Below are 19,694 nucleotides of genomic sequence, written 5' to 3' on the forward strand. Positions count from 1 at the left end.
CCGTTTGTCCTCAGGGAGGAGGGCAATCTTTTCATGATGCCTTGACGGATGGGGCTAACTGCCGCCATCCATCGTTATCATTACTGCTCGTTTATCCAGATTCGCATTTCGCCTTCACCACGGTTTGCCCAGCTAAACCACGGAATGAACGTCAGCGTATGCGCCTGACGCGAAGCTGGTGAAACATCGTAGTGCCACAACGCTTGTTGTGCCGCATTGCGGGCACTTTGCTTCACGCCTTCCGCCTGAATTAACATCTTATGGCTGAACAGTCCCTTACCCTCAAAGACCCTGAACTCACTCTCTTTTGGCAGCCACAAGTTATGCAACTCTTCGCCGTTGTCGGCCTGCTCCAGGCAATACACCAGCGGCCCACGCTGAATGGCGACCTTACCGGCAACATGGCGCACCAGTGGGTTTCCGTATACGCGACGCACGGGCATCGGCAGGGTCAGGCTTAGCGTATCCCCCTCCCGCCAGGTTCGGCTGATGTGCAAATAGCCTTTACGTATATCTTGTGCAACCGGTTGACCATTCAGCAAAATCTGCGGCGTGGTACACCAGTCCGGCAGGCGTAACGCGAGGGTATGATCGACCGGCAGCGGTGATTCAATGGCGATTGTTACCTGCTCATGCCACGGGTAATTTCCGTTAATGCGCAGTTTAAGCACACCGTCTACCACAGGAACTTCCATGCTATTGCCCACATACATGTTGATATATAGTGCGTCCTGACGTGGCGTATAGATGTAATGGCCAATAGAAGTGAGTACGCGGGCGATATTGGGCGGGCAGCAGGCGCAGCCAAACCAGCGCTGGCGAACGGGCTTCACATGGTCGTAAATATGATTGAATTTTAACGATTTAGGATGCACCTCCAGCGGGTTAACGTAGAAGAAGTGCTTCCCGTCCAGCGCCATGCCGCCAAGTACCGTGTTATACAGGGCGCGCTCCATCACGTCGGCATACTGGCTGTCGGCTTCCATTTCCAGCATCCGGCGGGCGAACATCATCAGCCCGATTGAGGCGCAGCTTTCGGCGTATACGGAATCGTTGGGCAGATCGTAATCGCTGCTAAACGCCTCGCCGCTGCTTTGCGAGCCGATCCCGCCGGTGATATACAACTGACGCTGGGCCATATTGTTCCACAGACGCAAACAATCCTGACGCTTGCTTTCGTCCTGACTTAAGCGTGCCAGATGCGCCACGCCGGTCATCAGATAAACAAAACGGACGGCGTGACCGATAGCCGTTTGCTGCTCTGAAACAGGCTGGTGTGCCTGGCTATAGGGCTTATCCTTCACCATCCACGCCGGACCGTAGGTGTGCCAGTAAGACGTTTGGCCGCGTTTTTTGTACTCTTCGTCATAAAAATGAGGTTGCGCACCGCGTTGCTCAACAAAGTAATTTACCAGCGCCATATAGCGTGGTTGCTGAGTGACTTCGTACAAACGCATTAATGCCAGCTCGATTTCCGGGTGTCCGGGGTAGCCGCGCAGTTGATCCTCTCCCAGCCCAAAAACGCTGTCGATATGATCTGCCAGGCGGCACACCACCTCTAACAGACGACGTTTCCCCGTCGCCTGGTAGAAAGCGACGCCCGCTTCAATCAAATGACCCGCACAGTACAACTCATGACACTCAGCGAGGTTAGTCCAGCGTTCATCCGGCGCTTTGACCGTAAAATACGTATTGAGGTAGCCATCATCACACTGGGCGGCGGCGACCAGTTCAATAACCTCATCGGCAGTTTTCTCAAGCTCAGCATCGGGTTTCTGGCACAGCGACCAGGCGACGGCTTCCAGCCATTTCGCCACGTCGCTGTCCTGAAAAACCATCCCGTAAAACTCACCTTCCTGAAGGCCTGCGGCGATGCGGAAATTCTCGATCGCATGGCTTGGCTCCGCTTCTGGAATGCGGTCATTGAGCGCATCCCACTGGTAGGGGATCACCACGTCACGCACAAGTTGCTGATATTGTCCGAGGAACGGATCGCTGACCGTGAGCTTATGCAGGTCGACTTCCAGTACGTTCATTTTGTGCTCCTTAAGGCTGTATATGACGCTGACGCAGATCGGTGGCAATGCGCGACATCATCGGGTTATTGAGTTTGCAGATGCGAACAGACAGCGCCAGCAGCAGGTGGAACAGTGCGGGCAGCAGCGTCTCCATGGCAGTAATCCCTTGCAGCGAGCTGGCGGTTTGATTACCGGCGCCGGGCTGATAGGCGACAAAGATAAACAACAGGCTGATGATCCCCGCGCTGGAGGCCCAGGCCAGTTTGATGAAGAACAGGTTGAAGGCGAAATTCATGCCGGAAGAGCGCACGCCGGTTTTCCACTCGCCGTAATCATCGGCGAAGGCCATCAGCGAGAAGTGCAGCGGTAGCGTGAAGCCCAGGATAATGCCGTTCCCGAGGATAACCGCCAGCCACAATGTTTGATAAGCCGGGCCGGTTGGCAAGAACCACATCAGCACCGCCAGCGCCGCCAACACCAGGTTGGTGTAGTAATAGAGTTTGACGGTATCGAACCGACGGGTCAGCGGGCTGACGAGCACTGAACCGATGATAGAGGCGAAGGTGACCATGGTGAAAAACAGCGATGTGTAAGCGGTGCTGCCTTCCAGCACATAGGTAATGAAGTACATGTACCCGCCGCCGCGAATATTAAAGACGTTGATCAGCAGGAACGACATCACCAGCATCAGCAGTAACTGGTCATTTTTGCGCAGGCCGCCAATATGTTCGCGCAGGGTAAATTTCCCCATCATCGCCAGCGGAACACGCTCACGTACCCAGAAGAAGCAGCACAGGAACATGGCCACTGCAACGGCGCAGAGCACGCCGACACCGAACTGGTAACCCTGCGCGGCATTGCCCTGGCCCAGCACATCCACCATCCACGGCAGGCCGACGGAGACAAGAAAACCCGCCACGCCGCACAGCACAAAGCGCCAGGACTGGCAGGCGATCACCTCGTTGTGGCGGGTGGTCATGGTGTTAATCAGCGCACAGTACGGTACGTTGATGGCGGTATAGCCGACGGAGAGCAACAGATAGGTGCAGAATGCCCAGGCGATTTTTACGCCCATGCTGGCGTCTGGGACGGTAAATGTGAGCACGCCAATAATGCCAATAGGAACCGCGACCCATAGTTGCCAGGGGCGGAAGCGTCCCCAGCGGCTTTGCGTACGGTCGGCGAGAACGCCCATGATGGGGTCGGAAATCGCATCAAACACGCGCAGGGCAATAAACAATGTGCCGACCAGCGCGGGCGTTAGCCCGAAGACATCCGTGTAGAAGAACGTCAGGAAATTCATGATCAGGCAGGTAATGACCGTCCCGCCTGCATCGCCTAACCCATAACCTATTTTTTCACGCAGGGATAATTTGTCGTCTTGCGCACGCTGTGCCAAATCAGATGTCGTAATCGGAGCCGAAGTCATAAATAACTCCCGGAAGTGATATTCGGAAAGTATCCCGCTACGCCGCGGGTTATTTGGATGTAATTTGCAAAATACATGATTAATTTTGCACGTTATGTTTGGGTCAACAAGGGAAGAGAAAAGTATAAAAAGATGACAATTCCGACTTCATTGGGAAAATGTGATTTCGATCCGGCGAAAAGCAATTTTATCGTGAATAATCAAAAGTAAAGGCCGGTTTAATTAATACAAAAAGCGGGAATTTGAATATATATGCTCGAATTGTCCATGTCTCTGCCGATTAAAGTGCAAAACGGTGGGTTATTTATTTCACGCGGCATCGGTAGCCATCCTGCGCGGCAATTGCAATCCTGGGAAATAATCTTTGTTGAAAAAGGGACATTAACGATTCGCGAAGGCAGTAACATTTTTTCTGTTAGTGCCGGGGAAAGTCTGCTGCTGTGGCCGCATCGCTTACATATTGGCGTGGGACAATTTCCGCCCGATTTAAAATTTTACTGGCTGCACTTTGAGTTAACGACAGGAAACGATGCTTCATCAACACAACCGTTACTTGCGATTCCCCAGCATACCCGGGTGAGCGAGCCGCAATATATTATTTCACTGTTCCGCCAGTTCTTACACGAGCAGGAAAATATTCATCGCAGCATGGCGCTGGAACTGATCCTGCTGTTGATTTTGCAGCAAATATCCGCGGCCGCCAGCGAGCAACCTGTTGATCGCCCCGGGAATGCGCTGGCGTGGAAAGCGCAGCAAATGATCCACACTCAGTTCCACCTGCCGATTGGCGCTTCAACGCTGGCGAAAGAACTGCATTGCAATGCAGACTATCTGGGACGTGTTTTCCGTGGCGCTTTTCGGCTGACCCTCACCGAAGCGTTGCATCGGCAACGGGTGAGGGCGGCAGAAAAACTGTTAATCAGCGATTCGCTGTCGCTCACTGAAGTGGCGAGGAGATGTGGATTTAACGACGTGGGCTATTTTCGCAAAATCTTCCGCAAGCATACCAGCCTGACGCCCGCGGCCTGGAAACGGCGCTATTGCAAAGAACATATCAATAGCGCCTGACATGCTACTGTCCGTAATAGGCATTCGCGCCGTGTTTACGCAGATAGTGTTTATCCAGCAACTCAGGCTGCATATCCGGTAACTGTGGGGCCAACTGGCGTGAGAACAGTCCCATATAGGCGCACTCCTCTAGTACCACGGCGTTATGCACAGCATCCGCGGCGTTTTTACCCCAGGCGAACGGGCCGTGTGAATGCACCAGTACCGCCGGAACCTGCATCGGGTTCAGGTCCCGTTGCTCGAACGTTTTAATGATGACTTCGCCGGTCTGGTATTCATATTCACCGTTGATCTCTTCCACGGTCATCAGTCGGGTGCATGGGATAGTGCCGTAAAAGTAATCGGCATGCGTGGTACCCCATGCCGGGAGATCAAGACCCGCTTGCGACCAGATTGTCGCGTGGCGAGAGTGCGTGTGCACAATACCGCCGATCTCAGGGTAACGGCGATACAGCGCCAGATGGGTTGGCGTGTCAGACGAGGGTTTTTTACTGCCTTCAACCACGTTGCCGCTGGCGATATCCACCACCACCATATCGTCGGCGGTCATCACGTCATATTCCACGCCGGATGGCTTGATAACCATCAGTTTGCGTGTTTCATCCACTGCGCTGACGTTACCCCAGGTAAAGGTGACTAAACCATGTGCCGGCAGCGCCAGATTCGCCGCCAGCACCTCGGCTTTCAGTTGTTCTAACATGGGAAACCTCCTTCCTGCATACGGTCTTCTATCCAGCGTCGGGCCTGGATAATTTCCAGCACCGGTTCTTTTGCTTTTTCCGTCCACATTTCAATCAGAAACGATCCGCGATAGTTCAGCTCATGCAGCGTTTTGAAGATGCCCACAAAGTCCACGCATCCTTCGCCAAAGGGTACATCGCGAAACTGGCCCGGATGGGTTTCGGTTACCGGCAGCGTGTCCTTCAGATGGATAGCGGCGATACGGTCGATGCCCAACGTCAATTCAGCTTTGACGTCGTTACCCCAGGCGCTGAGGTTGCCCACGTCCGGGTAGACGGTGAACCACGGCGATGAGAGCATTTCATCCCACTTTTTCCACTTGCTGATCGAGTTCATAAATGCGGTATCCATGATTTCTACCGCCAGCATCACCTGCGCGGCGGCGGCTTGCTCAACTGCCCATGCCAGCCCCTCGGCAAAGCGCTGCTGTGTACCTTCGTCATGTTCTTCGTAATAGACGTCGTAACCGGCAAGTTGAATGGTACGAATACCTAAATCCCGGGCCAGGCGGATGGCTTTGGTCATGATGTCGCGTGCCCGGGCGCGGACGGCTTCATCGCGACTGCCAAAGGGAAAGCGGCGGTGGGCTGACAGGCACATGGAGGGAATGGCCACGCCGGTTTCCAGCATCGCGCTCACCAGCGATGCACGCTGGGCAGGGGTCCAGTCAAGGCGAGACAGACGTTCATCGGTTTCATCTACCGACATTTCAACGAAATCAAAACCGCAGCTTTTCGCCAGCACCAGCCGTTCCGGCCAGGTGAGGTCTTTCGCCAGCGCTTTTTCATAGATACCTAACGGATGGTTACGCATACTGTGCTCCCCAGATGGCGTCGATTTGCGCATGGAATTCGGCGGCCACCTGCGCCGGGTTTTGTGCTCCCGCCAGCGCGCGTCCGGCGATAAAGGCTTTGACGTTGATGTCGCGAAACAGCGGCAGGTCGGCAGGCGTAATACCACCGGTAATCGACAGCTCCAGACCAATATCGGAAAGCGCCTTCATCCGCGCCAGGTCCGCTTCCCCCCACTGTTGACCGCTGGCCTGCGCATCGCGTCCACGGTGGTAAATCGCCTGGCGAACCCCGACGCGATACCAGTCGCGGGCATCATCCAGAGTCCAGTTGCCGAACAGTTCCATCTGAATTTCACCGCCGCAGGACTGTGCGACGCTATGACCTTTTTCGACGGTAGCGAGGGGCGCGGCGCAGATGATGGTCATCCAGTTGGCGCCTGCGCCAAACGCTTGCTGGGCGAGGGTTTCACCTGCGTCGGCCACCTTCCAGTCGGCGACGATAATTTTATTTGGGCACTGAGCGCGCAGCGCTTTCACCGCGCCCAGACCTTCGGTTAAACAGAGAATCGTGCCGGCCTCAACGATATCGACACTTTCCTGTAACAGAGCGACATCGCGTTGGGCCGCTTGCAGATTCGTGTGGTCAAGCGCCAGTTGCAGTAATGGTCGACTCATTATTCGTGCTCCTTAATACGGGCGTGATAGCCCTGCAGTGCGGTAATTAAATTCTGGTATTGGCGGTATTTGCGCTGATAGTTCGCATGCGCCGCGGCGTCCGGCAACAGGGTGCGTACCGGATGCTGTAAGCTGCGCTGGGCATCGCTGAAATTGTGATAAACACCGGTGCCGACGCGGGCAGCGAGCGCTGCGCCAAAGCAGCCGGTCTCTTCAACCTGCGGCAGTTCGATACGTAAACCGCTGACGTCCGCCAGCATTTGCATCCAGACGTTGGAGTGCGCCGGACCACCGGTAACGCGCAGGGTATGCGCCTGCGTAAAACGTTCGCGCATGCGGTTGAGATGGGTCATATGGCTGAAAACCACGCCTTCGTAGATGGCTTGCAATAAGTGGGCGCGAGTGTGTAAAGCCTGCATGCCATAAAAACCGCTGGTCATCTCCAGCCCGGCGTTACTGCCATACAAAAAAGGCAGGAACAAAAGATTGCTACTGGCTTTCGGCAAGCTGGCAACGGCCTGGTTGACCTCATCAAAAGAGAGTTCGCCCCATTGGGCGGTAAACCACTCCAGATTGCCGGAAGAGGTCGGGCTGGCTTCGTGAACGATGTACTGCCCGTCATTGACATAGCGGCCATAGACGTAAGGATGCGCTTCGTGGTCGCGCAGGCCGTGAGCGATCCCGCTGGTAACAGCCCAGGTCCCCATCACCGCGTTGAGGGTGTGTTCATCTTCGATCCCGGCGCAGAGTGCGGTGGAAACCACATCAAACAGACCGCCGACGACGGGGGTACCCGCCGCCAGACCGGTTATGGCAGCCGTTTGAGCGGTGATTTCCCCGCATATTTCTGCTGAACCGACAATGGGCGGTAGCGCATTGTCGACTTCACTGATGCCCAGCCACTGGGTCAGACACGGGTCGTACTGACCTGTCGTCATGTTGTAGAGATTAGACTCGGAGATGTTGCTCTCTTCGCAGCCTTTCACGCCGGTTAAACACCAGCGCAGGTAGTCATGACCCATCATGACGCAGCCGATTTGCGCGTAGCGTTGCGGTTCATTCTCTTTCACCCAGCGCAGGAGGGATGCGGGATGTCCGGTCCACAATGTCTGGCGGGTGATCGGGTAAAGCTGTGCGGGGATCCCATCCTGCTGCCAGCGCTGAACGATGTCCATCGCCCGTCGGTCGGAAGAGAGAATGGCATTGCCCAGCGGCTTATCCTGTTTATCAAGAAGGAACAGTCCCTTGCCCTGAGCGGAGATACCGACGCCTTTGATTTGTTCACCGGATACGCCGGTGCGTTTCAACAGCCCGGCAATGGTGGCGATACACTGTTGCCACAGTTGGCGCATATCGCGTTCGGCGTAACCCGGTAATGGCGATACGGTCTGCAACGATTGACGGTTAATTCCATGCTCATGACCTTTGGCATCATACAAACCGGCTTTCAGATACGTACCGCCACAATCGATCCCCAGCCAAAAGGTCTCTCTATCACTCATCTTTGTTATCTCATTTTTGCCGGATGGCGCTGTGCGTATCCGGCCTTGGGTATTTATTGGTTTTGTAGGCCCGGTGAGCGCAGCGCCCCCGGGCATTGTTTCAGGCTGTGCGTTTATGTGGATTCAGTGTCTTTAGCGGAGCTGCGCCCGCATCACATTTCGCCGGCAGCAGCAGCGCCATCAGCGCGGCCAGAGCCAGTGAGACGGCCAGGCAGTAAACGCCAGCATCTTTGCTGTACAGGGTGATAAGTACGCCGACCGCGTAAGGACCGCAGAAACCGCCAAGGTTCCCCAACGCATTGATGACCCCACGTGCGCCACCGGCCATTTCCGCGCTGAACAAACGCGCCGGAATAGTCCAGAACACCCCCGCGGCTGATTGCAGGAAGAATCCGCAGCCAACCAGCGCGGCATAAGCCAGCCAGACGTTATTTTTCAGCGCTACAGAGAGGAACATGCACAGGGCAAAGCCAATCAGCGGCAGGCAGACGAACAGCTTGCGTTTACCAGTCCGGTCAGAGAGGGAAGAGAACAGGAACATCCCGGCAATCGCGCCGACGTACGGCAGAATAGCGAGCATGCCAACTTGCCCCATGCTGCTGTGGGTCAACTCTTTGAGGATGGTCGGCAGCCACAGGGTGTAACCATAAATCCCGGTCTGATAGAAGAAGTTCAGGGCGATAAGCTGCCACATGGTTTTGTCGGACAACACCGCGCCCAGAGAGGCATTTTTGACCTCTGTTCCGGCAATCGCTTTTTGCTCGGCGGCCAGAGTTTCTACCAGGTAATTTTTCTCCGCCTCAGAGATCCAGCGCGCTTCCTGCGGACGGTCGTAAACGGTATAGGCCCACAGCACCAGAACGACGACGGAGAGTAAACCTTCAATGATGAACAGCCAGCGCCAGTCGAGTACGGTGATTATCCAGCCCGAGAGCGGGGCGGTAATGATCCCGGCAATAGGCACAAACATAATCACAATCGCATTGGCGCGACCGCGTTCGGCGTCGGGGAACCAGTTACTGATCATCGTCAGCACCACCGGCAGCATGCCGCCTTCGGCCACGCCGAGTAAGAAACGCAAAACCAGCAGTTGATACTGATTAGTGATCAATCCCGTCAGAACGGAAATAACCGCCCAGGCAACCAGCGACCAGCCGATAAATTTCTTGCCGCTGCCGTGTACGGCAATTTTTCCGCCGGGAACCTGTAAAAACAGATAACCGATGAAGAAAATTCCCCCGGCCAGACCGGCCATGGTGGCGGAAATACCTAATTCCTCATCCATACCGCCGGGCATCGCAAATGCGATATTAACGCGGTCCATATAAGAGATAATACAAGCGATCAGAATCGGGGGAATAATCCGCAGCCAGCGCTGACGGGGTATATCTTTGAGTGTAGGGCGAGAGGTCATGTTCATATTAATATTCTCGTAGAGTAGTATGTTATTTTTATAGTTTTGCTTTGTTTAATGCAGCGATGCCGTCGCGTAATATCGCTACGCGATGGTTCACATCTGCATTGGCATTTATTTCCAGCAATTTAATACCGGAAAATTGCAATAGTTCGGTTCCTGCACAGGTGAATAATTCGCGGGCATGATCGGCGGTCATCAGGCTCTGCGGGCAGAAAGGAGCAAACGGCGCGTGCAGGTCCTGCCACTCGCCGTATTCTCCTGTAATCGTCGTGCCGGAGAACATCAGCGCGCCCAGTTTCCCGGCCCGTTGGACCTGTTGCGTGTGGGCCAGCGGTAGGGCGAGGTCCTGCCCTTCAATCGCCGATCGCGCCCAGTTAATACACACGCTGATGTCGTAACCGGCGATCGCGTCCAGTACGTTTTCTAACGGCAAAAATCCTTTGCGTGGCGCGGGGCCAGTCATAGCATCGCAATGTTCCAGCACCAGATCGCAGGACCAGTCCCAACGGGTAATTTCCTGGAGCGAACGGGCAAACGCGTCGGTGGCCTGAGCGACATTGGGGTTGCTTGCCAGCGGAGCGGCATGCAGTTCAAGGGCGATTATTTTCCCGGCGCTGGCCGCATTAATACGGTTGATTTTCTGGTGCAGATGGCGGTAATACGCCACACAGGCCTGACGCTGCTCTTCGTCGCTGGAGGCCAGCCCAAAACCGCTATTGATGCCGCGACGGCGCATGGTCTCCATAATCGCTGTGACCACGATTTGCCACTCGCCTGGCGTATGGCGCAATAACCACTCGTCACCAAACGGATGCAGATGCTCAAGGCAGGGCTGCTCCAGTCCGCGAATATCCGGGGTATCTGAGAGTTGACGCCAGAATTCCTTCTCTTCCTCTTCACTCTTTTGGTGAAATGAGGGTGCACAAGGGTACGCACCGATAATATAACCGGTAGTGTTAGCTTTCATTTTTGTGCTCCTTTTATAAAACTGAAATAGCAACCTTCACGACTATTTTGCGGATCGGCGTGGCGACAGTTTTATGACATGCGGGGCGATGAACATCCTGCGGGAAAAATATGGCGTAACTTCCCGGAATCATTTCAATAAAAGATTCATGTTCGCTGGTGTGATAAAAAATAATATCGCGCTGTGCTAATAACGATTCGCTGATTTGATTATTTCCGGTATCAATGGCGATACCGATTTTTTCTTCGCCCCAGGCTAAAAACTGAATATCCAGATAGCGGCGATGTACTTCAGGGCGATTTTCGGCAGCGTCACGCGTGGTTAAATCGATAATCTGCGCGAAGATATTTTTACCCTCGATCTCCACCACGCCCGGCTCAAGTTTGCGGAAATCCGTGGTGCGCAGGAAGTCGAGCGCTCTTTCAATCGCCTCGGGCAAACGACACGGATTAGGCTGTGAGATATGTCCAAAGATCATGGAGTTGCTCCTTACAGCGTCTGAATTTTTGCCCAGACGCTGTCATCAACGGTGATGCCGTTACGGCGATTTTCTTCCAGTAGCTTTGTAAACTCGTGGCCAGGCAGACGAACAGGCGTGTTTTCATCAGCGCGTTCGGCGGTGGTGATGAAATCCATAATCCGCTGGAGTTTCGCATCGCGCGTGGCGCCATCGATCAGCTTATCCACTTCAATGGCGATGAAAATCTGCGAAACGCCATATTCGTCGCTGTTATCCTGAGTGACCTCCGCAACAGAAGAGCCGTCAGAAAGCAGGGTGGCGATCATATCCAGCACAATCGACAGACCTGAACCTTTCCAGTAACCCATTGGCAGAATGCGACGATTTTTTTCGATAACGCCAGGCTCTTTGGTGAGATTACCTTCATCGTCAAAGCCACCGTCTACCGGCAGTTCGCGACCGGCCAGGCGATTCACTTCCAGCATGCCGTAGGAGAACATCGACATCGACATATCAACCATGGTGATTGGCGTGGAGGGGATCGCGACAATCAGCGGGTTAGTACCAATGCGGCACTCCTTCGAACCCCACGGCGGCATGACGGCAATTGAGTTGGTCCAGCAGATACCAATGTAACCTTTCTCCGCGGCCTGCCAGCCATAGCTGCCGCCGCGCATCCAGTGGTTGGCGTTACGCAGCGCCACCAGACCAATACCGTGATCGGAGGCCAGTTCAATGGCTCGGTCCATCATCTTTTTCGCCGTCAGATTGCCGATCGAACGCCGGGCATCCCATTGCTCAATCGCCCCCAGGCTGGTGATGCGCTGTGGTTTGGCTTCAGGAATGATGTCGCCGTTATCCAGTTGCTGAATGAAGCGGGGAAAACGGTTGACGCCATGCGAATAGACGCCGGATTCGGTGGTGCGGGCGAACATTTCTGCACAGGCATCTGCGGTTTCAGCGGCGATACCGCGTGCCAGCAGTACCCGGTTGAACGCATCTTTTAACTGTTCAAAGGTGACTTTCATTCCTGTTTCCTTGTTTAAATTTGATCGCTTTTTTATCTCTAAATTTCACTATGCGAAATCTGATTTCAAATATAGCGATCAAAATTTAACAGATCAACGGGGTGGCCTGTTTTTTAAAATCTGCAAAATCAAACAGTTGTGTTTTTTCGGTTCAGATCGTGAACTGAAACACACTTTGCGCTACCATCAGAGCGCGACGAAAAGGGGAGCGGAAAAAATGGGCACAAAAGAGAGTGAAATGACGCAAGACAAAGAGAGGCCAGCCGGAAGTCAGAGCCTGTTCCGTGGTTTGATGTTGATTGAGATCCTGAGCAACTATCCGAATGGGTGCCCGCTGGCCCACCTGTCTGAACTGGCGGGGCTGAACAAAAGTACCGTGCATCGACTCTTGCAAGGATTGCAATCCTGCGGCTATGTCACACCCGCACCCGCTGCGGGCAGCTATCGGCTGACCACTAAATTTATCGCCGTTGGGCAGAAGGCGCTGTCGTCACTGAATATCATCCATGTCGCCGCGCCGCACCTTGAAGCGCTGAATATTGCCACCGGCGAAACCATCAACTTCTCCAGCCGTGAAGATGACCACGCTATTTTGATCTATAAGCTCGAGCCGACGACGGGCATGCTGCGTACCCGCGCCTATATCGGCCAGCATATGCCGCTGTACTGCTCCGCGATGGGCAAAATCTATATGGCGTTTGGGCATGCGGATTACGTGGCGTCCTACTGGGAGAGTCATCAGGATCTGATTCAGCCGCTGACCCGCAATACCATTACTGGTTTACCGGCGATGTACGATGAACTGGCGCAAATCCGCGAAAGCAGTATGGCGATGGATCGGGAAGAGAACGAGTTGGGGGTTTCCTGTATTGCCGTACCGGTGTTTGATATTCACGGTCGGGTGCCATATTCGGTGTCGATTTCACTTTCTACCTCGCGTCTGAAGCAGGTAGGGGAAAAGAATTTACTCAAGCCGCTACGCGAAACGGCTCAGGCAATTTCCAATGAGCTGGGCTTTACCGTTCGCGATTAGGCGTATGCCTGGCATCGTTCAGTCACCTGACAAAATTTAACCGTTTCCCCTGTCCGATCAAGGCAGCAGGGAGTCTCTCTCTGGCAATCTGTGGTTTTCACTCTGACGGAGGGGGCAATGAACGAGTTTATAATGGCGGATGCGGCAAAATGTATTGGGTGTCGTACCTGCGAAGTTGCCTGCGTTGTCGCACATCAGGAAAATCAGGATTGCGCATCGGTCTCCTCCGGGGCATTTATCCCGCGGATTCGGGTGATTAAAGACGACGCTTTTACGACGGCAGTTGCCTGTCATCAGTGCGAAGATGCTCCCTGCGCTAACGTGTGCCCAACCCACGCAATTCGTCGTGAACATGGACATATCTTCGTTGAACAGGCGCAGTGTATTGGCTGTAAAAGCTGCATGATCGCGTGTCCGTTTGGGGCGATGAACGTTGTCGCACGAACGTCACGGGCGCAGGCGATAAAATGTGATTTGTGCTGGCATCGCGAGACGGGACCCGCATGTGTAGAAGCCTGCCCGACCAGTGCCTTGCAGTGTATTGATGCTGTCAGTATGCAGCGACAGCGTCTGCGTTCGCTGCCGCTGTGAAGCGACCCGACCCGCGCTCGGGTCGGGATTTGCGTTAGCCTTCCAGCCAGGCGCGCTCGATCTCTTCCGCCAGAATCTTCACGCCAGCCTCGATTTTCTCCGGCTCCGGAACGTAATTCATGCGCATGCACTGATGGGTATGCGGCCAGGGTTTATCCAGCCCCGGGAAGAAGTAGTCACCGGGAACCATCAGTACGCCGCGCGCTTTCAGGCGCTGATACAGCAGCTCGGTGGTGATCGGCAAATCTTTGAACCATAACCACAGGAAAATCGCCCCTTCTGGTTTGTGGATGAGGCAGCGATCTTCAGATAAATAGCGACGAATGATCGCAATAGTCTGCTGAACGCGCTGGTAATAAAACGGTTTGATCACCGTCTCAGAAAGGCGCAGAAGATCGTTACGTTTAATCATTTCGCACATCATCGCCGGTCCCATTCCGCCGGGCGCAAGGCTGATAATGCCGTTCATATTGGTGATGGCGGTGATGATTTTTTCATTGGCGATAATGATGCCGCAGCGGGAGCCTGGCAGACCCAGCTTAGAAAGGCTCATGCACAGCACAATGTTGGGGTTCCACAGCGGCCGGGCTTCGCTAAAAATGATGCCTGGGAACGGTACGCCATATGCGTTATCGATCACCAACGGGATGCCGTGCTGGTTGGCCAGCCGATCCAGCTTCATCAGCTCTTCGTCGGTGATCACGTTGCCTGTCGGGTTAGTCGGGCGCGACACGCAGATCATCCCCGTTTCTTCACCGATGTGCAGATGTTCAAAATCAACGTGATACTTAAACTGGCCTTCTGGTAACAGCTCGATGTTTGGGCGTGCAGAGACAAAGAGTTCTTCTTCCAGCCCAGCATCGGCATAGCCAATATATTCCGGCGCTAATGGGAACAACACTTTTTGGGTTGTTCCGTCGGCGCGGCGTCCGGCGAAGAGATTGAATAAGTAGAAAAATGCGCTCTGACTGCCATTTGTCAGTGCAATATTTTGTGGCTCGATATCCCAACCCTGCTTCTCACGTAGCAGTTTCGCCAGCTCGGCCAGTAGCTCGGTTTTACCTTGTGGACCGTCATAATTGCAAAGCGCATCAGCGGCTTTGCCGTTTTCCAGCATATCTGCCAGCAGAGACTGAAAGTAATTTTTCATCTCTGGAATTTGCGCCGGATTACCGCCGCCGAGCATGATGGCGCCTGGTGTGCGTAAACCATCGTTGAGGTCCTCCATCAGGCGTGTGATGCCTGAATGGCGGGTAAATTTGTCGCCAAAAAGTGAGAATGTCATAGCAGGTGGTCTGTCGAACTGAGTAGTAAAGTGGCTAACCATAGCGCTACCTATGGCGGGGTGCAAATCAGGGGCATCAGGCTGGATTGATGTTTTGTGCTGCAAATTTTTGTCGGGCTGGTGTTTTATCGTGAATTTGGCTTCTCGCATCAGCGAGTACGAGAAGCCCGTCAGGATCAGGGCTGACCGGCCCACACCACCATAACTTTATCGTTGCCATGTTCACGGACGAATCCGTACCCCTGCTTCAATGTCAGTGTGGTTTGTTGACCGGCGCCAATGGCGGTATGTCTGGCCCTGAACTGGCTGATACGTTGCCAGTGTGCCACGCTGGCGGCAGATTTCCCGGTCACGTCCTGCCAGTTCATCTCTGAGCGCGTACCCTGCAAGGGATCGGACCCCGTGGGGCCGAAAGGCCGGGCCGACTCGTCACCGTAAAACAGTTGTACTGCCCCAGGCGCCAGCAGCAATAGCTCGGCGGCTTTGTCTCCACCCTCGCGAAACAGCCGGGTATCATGGGAGGAGAGATAGCTCAGGACATTGAAATCCTGCAGTTTTTCCGCCATCTGTTGCCAGGTGAGATCCATATTTGCCAGACAATCAACGGCTTTCGCCGCCTGCTCCTGATAGTCGAAATTGATCATCGCGTCGAAACCGTGACGATAATAGTCGCTTTGCATGACGCCGTGACCCCAGGCTTCACCGGTCATCCAGAAGGGGTTATCATCCAGGGCTTTGTCCGGGTGGGCTTTCTTCCATTCGACCAGCGCCGCGCTGGCCTGTGTTTTGAGCTGCTGCCAGGCGGGAAGCTCGACGTGTTTGGCGGTATCGACCCGAAAGCCGTCAATTCCGTAATCGCGCACCCACTGACTGAGCCAGTGGGTCAGATAATCGCGGGGCGTGTAGCCGGCGATCGCTTTGGCGTGAGTATCCGGTTTGTGCTGATAAAAATTAGGCAGGCCGGAAGGCGTGGTGGATTCGGTTTTCAGATCGGGCAGGAAAGCCAGCGACATGGTCAGGTCGTCAAAACCAGGGTTGTCGTAATCGCCAATATCGGTGCGGATCCAGTTTTTGCCCCACCATTTTTCCCAACCGGCTTTATCGCTGAAGTTGATGTAATCATTAAAGCTATGCCAGCTCTGCCCGGCAGATGGCTTCCAGTCCGTCCAGCGTTCGCCGAGCGTGTTTTTCAGCTCATCGCCTGATAAGTACAGCGCCCCAAACTGATATTCCTGCATATCCGCCAGCGTGGCGTAGCCAGTATGGTTCATCACGACATCAAACAGGACACGGATGCCGCGCTGGTGAGCGCCGTCAACCAGCGCGCGCAGATCGTTTTCGTTGCCCATATTGGCGTCGAGCGTGGTCCAGTCCTGAGTGTAGTAGCCATGGTAGGCGTAGTGGGGGAAATCGCCTTTGGTGCCACCGCCGACCCAGCCGTGGATTTGCTCAAACGGCGCGCTGATCCATAACGCATTGACGCCCAGTTGTTGCAGATAGTCGAGTTTGCTGGCAAGACCGCGTAAATCGCCGCCGTGGAAGGTGCCAATTTCCTGCATACCGTCGTTGCGCCGACCGTAGCTGTGGTCATTGCCCGGATCGCCATTCACAAAGCGGTCCGTCAGGACGAAATACACCGTCGCGTTATGCCAGTCGAAAGCGGCGGGGGCGTCGGTTTCCGCTCGTTCCAGCAGCAACAACCCGTTACTGGTTGCGGCGGGCTGCAGGGTAATCGACCCGTTTTTTACCGTCGCCGTTTGGTTGCTGTAGTAGTCGCGCACCACGGCGCCTTCCGGGAAGGTCTGACTGACGTCCAGCGTTAATGGCGAACCATCCCATTTCGGACACTGGCGAATTTGGCTACTGACGGGGTCTGCGGCGCTTTTGACTGAGAGCATCAGCGTTGGCGTGCCGGAGCGGGTATCGACTTCCAGCGTGTAATCGCCGTCCTTGAATAAACGCCACTGCGGCGGCGCGCCTTCACAAGGTTTAAGCGACAGCATCTGGTTGAGTTTTATCGCGTCAGCTGGCTGCCAGCACTGTTGGTCAAAATTCAGAATTAAAGGACGAGTACCCTTCGTCAACGCTGCATGGCTGACGAATTTACCCGTACCTTCCGCTTCGAAGGCGGGAAGTCCCTGAGAAGTCCATGTTGAGGCGATGGCAATGCCGGGCATTAGCGCCAGCGCAACGGCGGCAAGTTTCATAATGCTGTCCTTGATGCTGCGATTTTAGCCAGTTTGCCAGTGAAATCAGGCCGGAAACTCCTCCTTTGAGGTGATTCCGCCAGGAGGAGAAGTGAGGGTGAGCTAATGCGCGCAAAAAATGAACTAATTTTGCGATAACCCCCACATTTTCATCAAATTAATGGCAGCCCGAATCGTTAACGCGTGACATAGTTTCAGAATTGGACTATTCCTTTGGGTGCTCTTGACCGTTATTTTTGATATGATTTGAGATTCATCTCTCATTTTTTTGAAAAATATAAGGTGTTGGAATGTATAAATCCGACCAGGAGACCTAATGATATTGACTCCCATTCGACGATATGGGGCAATGATTCTTATGTTACTCACCGTTGCATTTTCGGGTGAGGCGCTGGCAAAGACACACACGGCGACAACGAGTCACAAGCCCCAGGTAATCAAGGCAAGTAATAAACAGGTTAGCAGTAAACAAGAGTATTCTCGCAATAGTGCAAAGAGTAGTTCACTTCCTGATTTGCGAAAATACCCTTCCGGAACACCAAGGAAAAAAGCGTTTCTCCGGACGGTTATGCCTTATATTACCAGTCAAAATGCTGCCATTACGGCGGATCGTAACTGGCTGATTTCAAAACAGTACCAGAATCGCTGGTCACCGACAGAGCGTACGCGGATGAAAGACATCGCTAAGCGCTATAAGGTGAGCTGGTCTGGCAACACGCGTAAAATTCCGTGGAACACGCTGCTTGAGCGTGTAGACATTATCCCGACCAGTATGGTGGCAACCATGGCTGCGGCTGAAAGCGGCTGGGGGACGTCGAAGCTGGCGCGGAGCAACAACAACCTGTTTGGCATGAAATGTGGCAAAGGGCGTTGTAATAATGCCCCTGGTAAGGTGAAAGGCTACTCACAGTTTGAATCAGTGAAAGAGTCAGTCAATGCCTATGTCATTAACCTGAATACGCACCCAGCTTACTCTTCTTTCCGGAAGTCACGTGCGCAACTGCGTAAAGCCGATCAGGAAGTCACCGCTACCGCGATGATCCATAAGCTGAAGGGTTATTCCACTAAGGGACAGAGCTACAACAACTATCTGTTCGCAATGTATCAGGATAACCAGCGCTTAATTGCCGCGCATATGTAACGTGTGCTAATCCGGTCTACAAGTCATCTCGTAGGCCGGATCAGACGAAGCCGCCATCCGGTAATTCCCTCTATAGCAACACTTCACTATTCACATCGCGATACTCTTTTGGCGTCGTGTCGTACTCTTTCTTGAAGACGGAATAGAAGTACTGCAGTGATGGATAGCCGCACATTTGTGAAATTTCGTTGATCGACAGCGTGGTGGAAATCAACAGGCTGCGCGCTTTTTCCAGCTTCTCGGCATGAATCACCGCATGGATAGTTTCTCCGACCTCTTCTTTAAAACGTTTCTCCAGATTCGACCGCGAAATCCCCACTGAATCCAGCACCTGTTCGACTTTAATGCCTTTGCAGGCATGGTTGCGGATAAAGTGCATCGCCTGAATCACCGCCGGATCGGTCAATGAACGATAGTCAGTTGAACGGCGTTCAATGACGCGCACTGGCGGGACCAGTATGCGTTGCAGCGGTAGTTCTTCATTCGCCAGTAACCGGTGCAGAAGCTTAGCGGCCTGATACCCCATCTGTCTGGCCCCCTGAGCAACGGATGACAGCGCCACCCGCGACAGGTAACGGGTCAGTTCCTCGTTGTCGATTCCAATCACGCACAGTTTTTCCGGGACCGGAATATGCAGGTGTTCGCAAGCTTGCAGAATGTGCCGCGCTCGCGCGTCGGTGACGGCGATAATGCCGGTTTGCGGCGGCAGAGTTTGCAGCCAGTCCGCCAGACGATTTTGCGCGTGCTGCCAGTTTTCCGGCGCGGTTTCCAGTCCCTGATAGACAACACCACGGTACTTTTCTTTAGCGACCAGTTGGCAAAACGCATATTCACGTTCAGCCGCCCAGCGTTTGCCGCTTGAAGCGGGCAGTCCGTAGAACGCGAACCGGTTGATCCCTTTTTCTTTCAGATGCAGGAAAGCGCTTTCTACCAGCGCGTGGTTATCGGTGGCAATGTAATGCACCGGCGGATAATCCTGTTCCGCATGGTAGGAACCCCCGACGCCGATGATAGGAACATCCACATCGGCAAGTAATTGTGCAATGTCATCATCGTCATAATCGGCAATAACACCATCGCCTAACCAGTCTTTAATATTATCAATGCGGGCGCGGAAATCTTCCTCAATGAATATATCCCACTCTGATTGTGATGCCTGTAAATATTCACCCACCCCTTCTACCACCTGGCGGTCGTAGGCTTTATTGGCATTAAATAATAGAGTGATGCGGTGACGTTTATCAAACATAAGAATCTGTCCTGGAAGGTTAACGTGGCCTGTCGATACTAGCAAAACCGCAGGGACGACTGCTTGATGAAGCGTGACAAATTTTTATTT

Annotated in this window: 17 protein-coding genes; 4 read left to right on the top strand and 13 right to left on the bottom strand. The window is 53.9% G+C overall.

Annotated features, from left to right (window positions below; genetic code table 11):
- Positions 1–80: 80 nt before the first annotated feature.
- Both ICA20_RS00950 and ICA20_RS00955 read right to left on the bottom strand, forming a co-directional pair.
- On the bottom strand, positions 81–2,036 hold the full coding sequence (locus ICA20_RS00950) for a glycoside hydrolase family 127 protein (RefSeq protein ID WP_038635249.1): 1,956 nt from the start codon (positions 2,034–2,036) through the stop codon (positions 81–83).
- A 10-nt stretch (positions 2,037–2,046) separates the two neighbouring features.
- Positions 2,047–3,447 (bottom strand): MFS transporter, encoded by a 1,401-nt coding sequence (locus ICA20_RS00955; protein WP_038635246.1) that lies wholly within the window; start codon positions 3,445–3,447, stop codon positions 2,047–2,049.
- A gap of 252 nt (positions 3,448–3,699) precedes the next feature.
- Between ICA20_RS00955 and ICA20_RS00960 the strand changes: the two genes are divergently transcribed.
- Positions 3,700–4,515: a helix-turn-helix domain-containing protein gene (locus ICA20_RS00960; RefSeq protein WP_038635243.1), complete on the top strand. Its 816-nt coding sequence runs from the start codon at positions 3,700–3,702 to the stop codon at positions 4,513–4,515.
- Between the two features lie 4 nt (positions 4,516–4,519).
- On the opposite strand, the gene araD is transcribed toward ICA20_RS00960, so the two are convergent.
- The 8 genes from araD to yiaK all read right to left on the bottom strand — a co-directional run bounded on the left by araD (position 4,520) and on the right by yiaK (position 12,098).
- On the bottom strand, positions 4,520–5,215 hold the full coding sequence (gene araD / locus ICA20_RS00965; protein WP_038635242.1) for an L-ribulose-5-phosphate 4-epimerase: 696 nt from the start codon (positions 5,213–5,215) through the stop codon (positions 4,520–4,522).
- Positions 5,209–6,069 carry an L-ribulose-5-phosphate 3-epimerase gene (locus tag ICA20_RS00970; RefSeq protein WP_038635239.1) on the bottom strand — a complete coding sequence of 287 codons (861 nt, stop codon included), beginning with the start codon at positions 6,067–6,069 and terminating at the stop codon, positions 5,209–5,211. The genes araD and ICA20_RS00970 overlap by 7 nt, the downstream gene beginning before the upstream one ends.
- The gene (ulaD, locus tag ICA20_RS00975) at positions 6,062–6,724 is read right to left on the bottom strand and encodes a 3-keto-L-gulonate-6-phosphate decarboxylase UlaD (RefSeq protein WP_038635237.1); all 663 of its coding nucleotides are present in this window, start codon (positions 6,722–6,724) and stop codon (positions 6,062–6,064) included. Before ulaD ends, ICA20_RS00970 begins: the two co-directional genes overlap by 8 nt.
- Complete coding sequence (locus ICA20_RS00980; protein ID WP_038635234.1) at positions 6,724–8,226, bottom strand: FGGY-family carbohydrate kinase; 1,503 nt, start codon at positions 8,224–8,226, stop codon at positions 6,724–6,726. The genes ulaD and ICA20_RS00980 overlap by 1 nt, the downstream gene beginning before the upstream one ends.
- A 100-nt stretch (positions 8,227–8,326) precedes the next feature.
- Positions 8,327–9,646 (bottom strand): MFS transporter, encoded by a 1,320-nt coding sequence (locus ICA20_RS00985; protein ID WP_038635232.1) that lies wholly within the window; start codon positions 9,644–9,646, stop codon positions 8,327–8,329.
- Positions 9,647–9,677: 31 nt separating this feature from the next.
- Complete coding sequence (locus ICA20_RS00990) at positions 9,678–10,610, bottom strand: DUF4862 family protein (protein ID WP_038635229.1); 933 nt, start codon at positions 10,608–10,610, stop codon at positions 9,678–9,680.
- Positions 10,611–10,623: 13 nt separating this feature from the next.
- A complete protein-coding gene (locus tag ICA20_RS00995; protein WP_038635226.1) occupies positions 10,624–11,088 on the bottom strand; it encodes a YhcH/YjgK/YiaL family protein in 465 nt (154 codons plus the stop codon).
- 11 nt (positions 11,089–11,099) lie between these two features.
- Entirely contained in the window at positions 11,100–12,098 is a 999-nt protein-coding gene (gene yiaK / locus ICA20_RS01000; protein ID WP_038635224.1) for a 3-dehydro-L-gulonate 2-dehydrogenase, read from the bottom strand.
- A 217-nt stretch (positions 12,099–12,315) separates the two neighbouring features.
- On the opposite strand from yiaK, the gene yiaJ reads away from it, so the two are divergent.
- Positions 12,316–13,131 (top strand): IclR family transcriptional regulator YiaJ, encoded by an 816-nt coding sequence (yiaJ, locus tag ICA20_RS01005; protein ID WP_038642923.1) that lies wholly within the window; start codon positions 12,316–12,318, stop codon positions 13,129–13,131.
- A 117-nt stretch (positions 13,132–13,248) separates the two neighbouring features.
- Entirely contained in the window at positions 13,249–13,722 is a 474-nt protein-coding gene (locus ICA20_RS01010; RefSeq protein WP_038635221.1) for a 4Fe-4S dicluster domain-containing protein, read from the top strand.
- A 34-nt stretch (positions 13,723–13,756) separates the two neighbouring features.
- On the opposite strand, the gene avtA is transcribed toward ICA20_RS01010, so the two are convergent.
- Together avtA and malS are read right to left on the bottom strand one after the other, a co-directional pair.
- Positions 13,757–15,049 (bottom strand): valine--pyruvate transaminase, encoded by a 1,293-nt coding sequence (gene avtA, locus ICA20_RS01015; RefSeq protein WP_223851226.1) that lies wholly within the window; start codon positions 15,047–15,049, stop codon positions 13,757–13,759.
- A 134-nt stretch (positions 15,050–15,183) separates the two neighbouring features.
- On the bottom strand, positions 15,184–17,214 hold the full coding sequence (gene malS / locus ICA20_RS01020; protein WP_038635215.1) for an alpha-amylase: 2,031 nt from the start codon (positions 17,212–17,214) through the stop codon (positions 15,184–15,186).
- Positions 17,215–17,530: 316 nt separating this feature from the next.
- On the opposite strand from malS, the gene ICA20_RS01025 reads away from it, so the two are divergent.
- On the top strand, positions 17,531–18,355 hold the full coding sequence (locus ICA20_RS01025; protein WP_038635213.1) for a protein bax: 825 nt from the start codon (positions 17,531–17,533) through the stop codon (positions 18,353–18,355).
- Positions 18,356–18,425: 70 nt separating this feature from the next.
- On the opposite strand, the gene xylR is transcribed toward ICA20_RS01025, so the two are convergent.
- Positions 18,426–19,604, bottom strand: a complete 1,179-nt coding sequence (xylR, locus tag ICA20_RS01030; RefSeq protein ID WP_038635210.1) for a D-xylose utilization transcriptional activator XylR — start codon at positions 19,602–19,604, stop codon at positions 18,426–18,428.
- Between the last annotated feature and the right edge of the window lie 90 nt (positions 19,605–19,694).

Source organism: Citrobacter sp. C5_2 (genome assembly GCF_014596845.2).
Classification (GTDB): domain Bacteria; phylum Pseudomonadota; class Gammaproteobacteria; order Enterobacterales; family Enterobacteriaceae; genus Citrobacter; species Citrobacter werkmanii.

Excerpts from the sequence above, each read along its gene's own strand:
- ICA20_RS00950 (WP_038635249.1), bottom strand. The coding sequence starts at position 2,036 with ATGAACGTACTGGAAGTCGACCTGCATAAGCTCACGGTCAGCGATCCG.
- yiaK (WP_038635224.1), bottom strand. The coding sequence starts at position 12,098 with ATGAAAGTCACCTTTGAACAGTTAAAAGATGCGTTCAACCGGGTACTG.
- ICA20_RS00995 (WP_038635226.1), bottom strand. The coding sequence starts at position 11,088 with ATGATCTTTGGACATATCTCACAGCCTAATCCGTGTCGTTTGCCCGAG.
- araD (WP_038635242.1), bottom strand. The coding sequence starts at position 5,215 with ATGTTAGAACAACTGAAAGCCGAGGTGCTGGCGGCGAATCTGGCGCTG.
- avtA (WP_223851226.1), bottom strand. The coding sequence starts at position 15,049 with ATGGTTAGCCACTTTACTACTCAGTTCGACAGACCACCTGCTATGACA.
- malS (WP_038635215.1), bottom strand. The coding sequence starts at position 17,214 with ATGAAACTTGCCGCCGTTGCGCTGGCGCTAATGCCCGGCATTGCCATC.
- ICA20_RS00990 (WP_038635229.1), bottom strand. The coding sequence starts at position 10,610 with ATGAAAGCTAACACTACCGGTTATATTATCGGTGCGTACCCTTGTGCA.
- ICA20_RS00985 (WP_038635232.1), bottom strand. The coding sequence starts at position 9,646 with ATGAACATGACCTCTCGCCCTACACTCAAAGATATACCCCGTCAGCGC.
- ICA20_RS00955 (WP_038635246.1), bottom strand. The coding sequence starts at position 3,447 with ATGACTTCGGCTCCGATTACGACATCTGATTTGGCACAGCGTGCGCAA.
- xylR (WP_038635210.1), bottom strand. The coding sequence starts at position 19,604 with ATGTTTGATAAACGTCACCGCATCACTCTATTATTTAATGCCAATAAA.
- ICA20_RS01010 (WP_038635221.1), top strand. The coding sequence starts at position 13,249 with ATGAACGAGTTTATAATGGCGGATGCGGCAAAATGTATTGGGTGTCGT.
- ICA20_RS00980 (WP_038635234.1), bottom strand. The coding sequence starts at position 8,226 with ATGAGTGATAGAGAGACCTTTTGGCTGGGGATCGATTGTGGCGGTACG.
- ICA20_RS00970 (WP_038635239.1), bottom strand. The coding sequence starts at position 6,069 with ATGCGTAACCATCCGTTAGGTATCTATGAAAAAGCGCTGGCGAAAGAC.
- ICA20_RS01025 (WP_038635213.1), top strand. The coding sequence starts at position 17,531 with ATGATATTGACTCCCATTCGACGATATGGGGCAATGATTCTTATGTTA.
- ulaD (WP_038635237.1), bottom strand. The coding sequence starts at position 6,724 with ATGAGTCGACCATTACTGCAACTGGCGCTTGACCACACGAATCTGCAA.
- yiaJ (WP_038642923.1), top strand. The coding sequence starts at position 12,316 with ATGGGCACAAAAGAGAGTGAAATGACGCAAGACAAAGAGAGGCCAGCC.
- ICA20_RS00960 (WP_038635243.1), top strand. The coding sequence starts at position 3,700 with ATGCTCGAATTGTCCATGTCTCTGCCGATTAAAGTGCAAAACGGTGGG.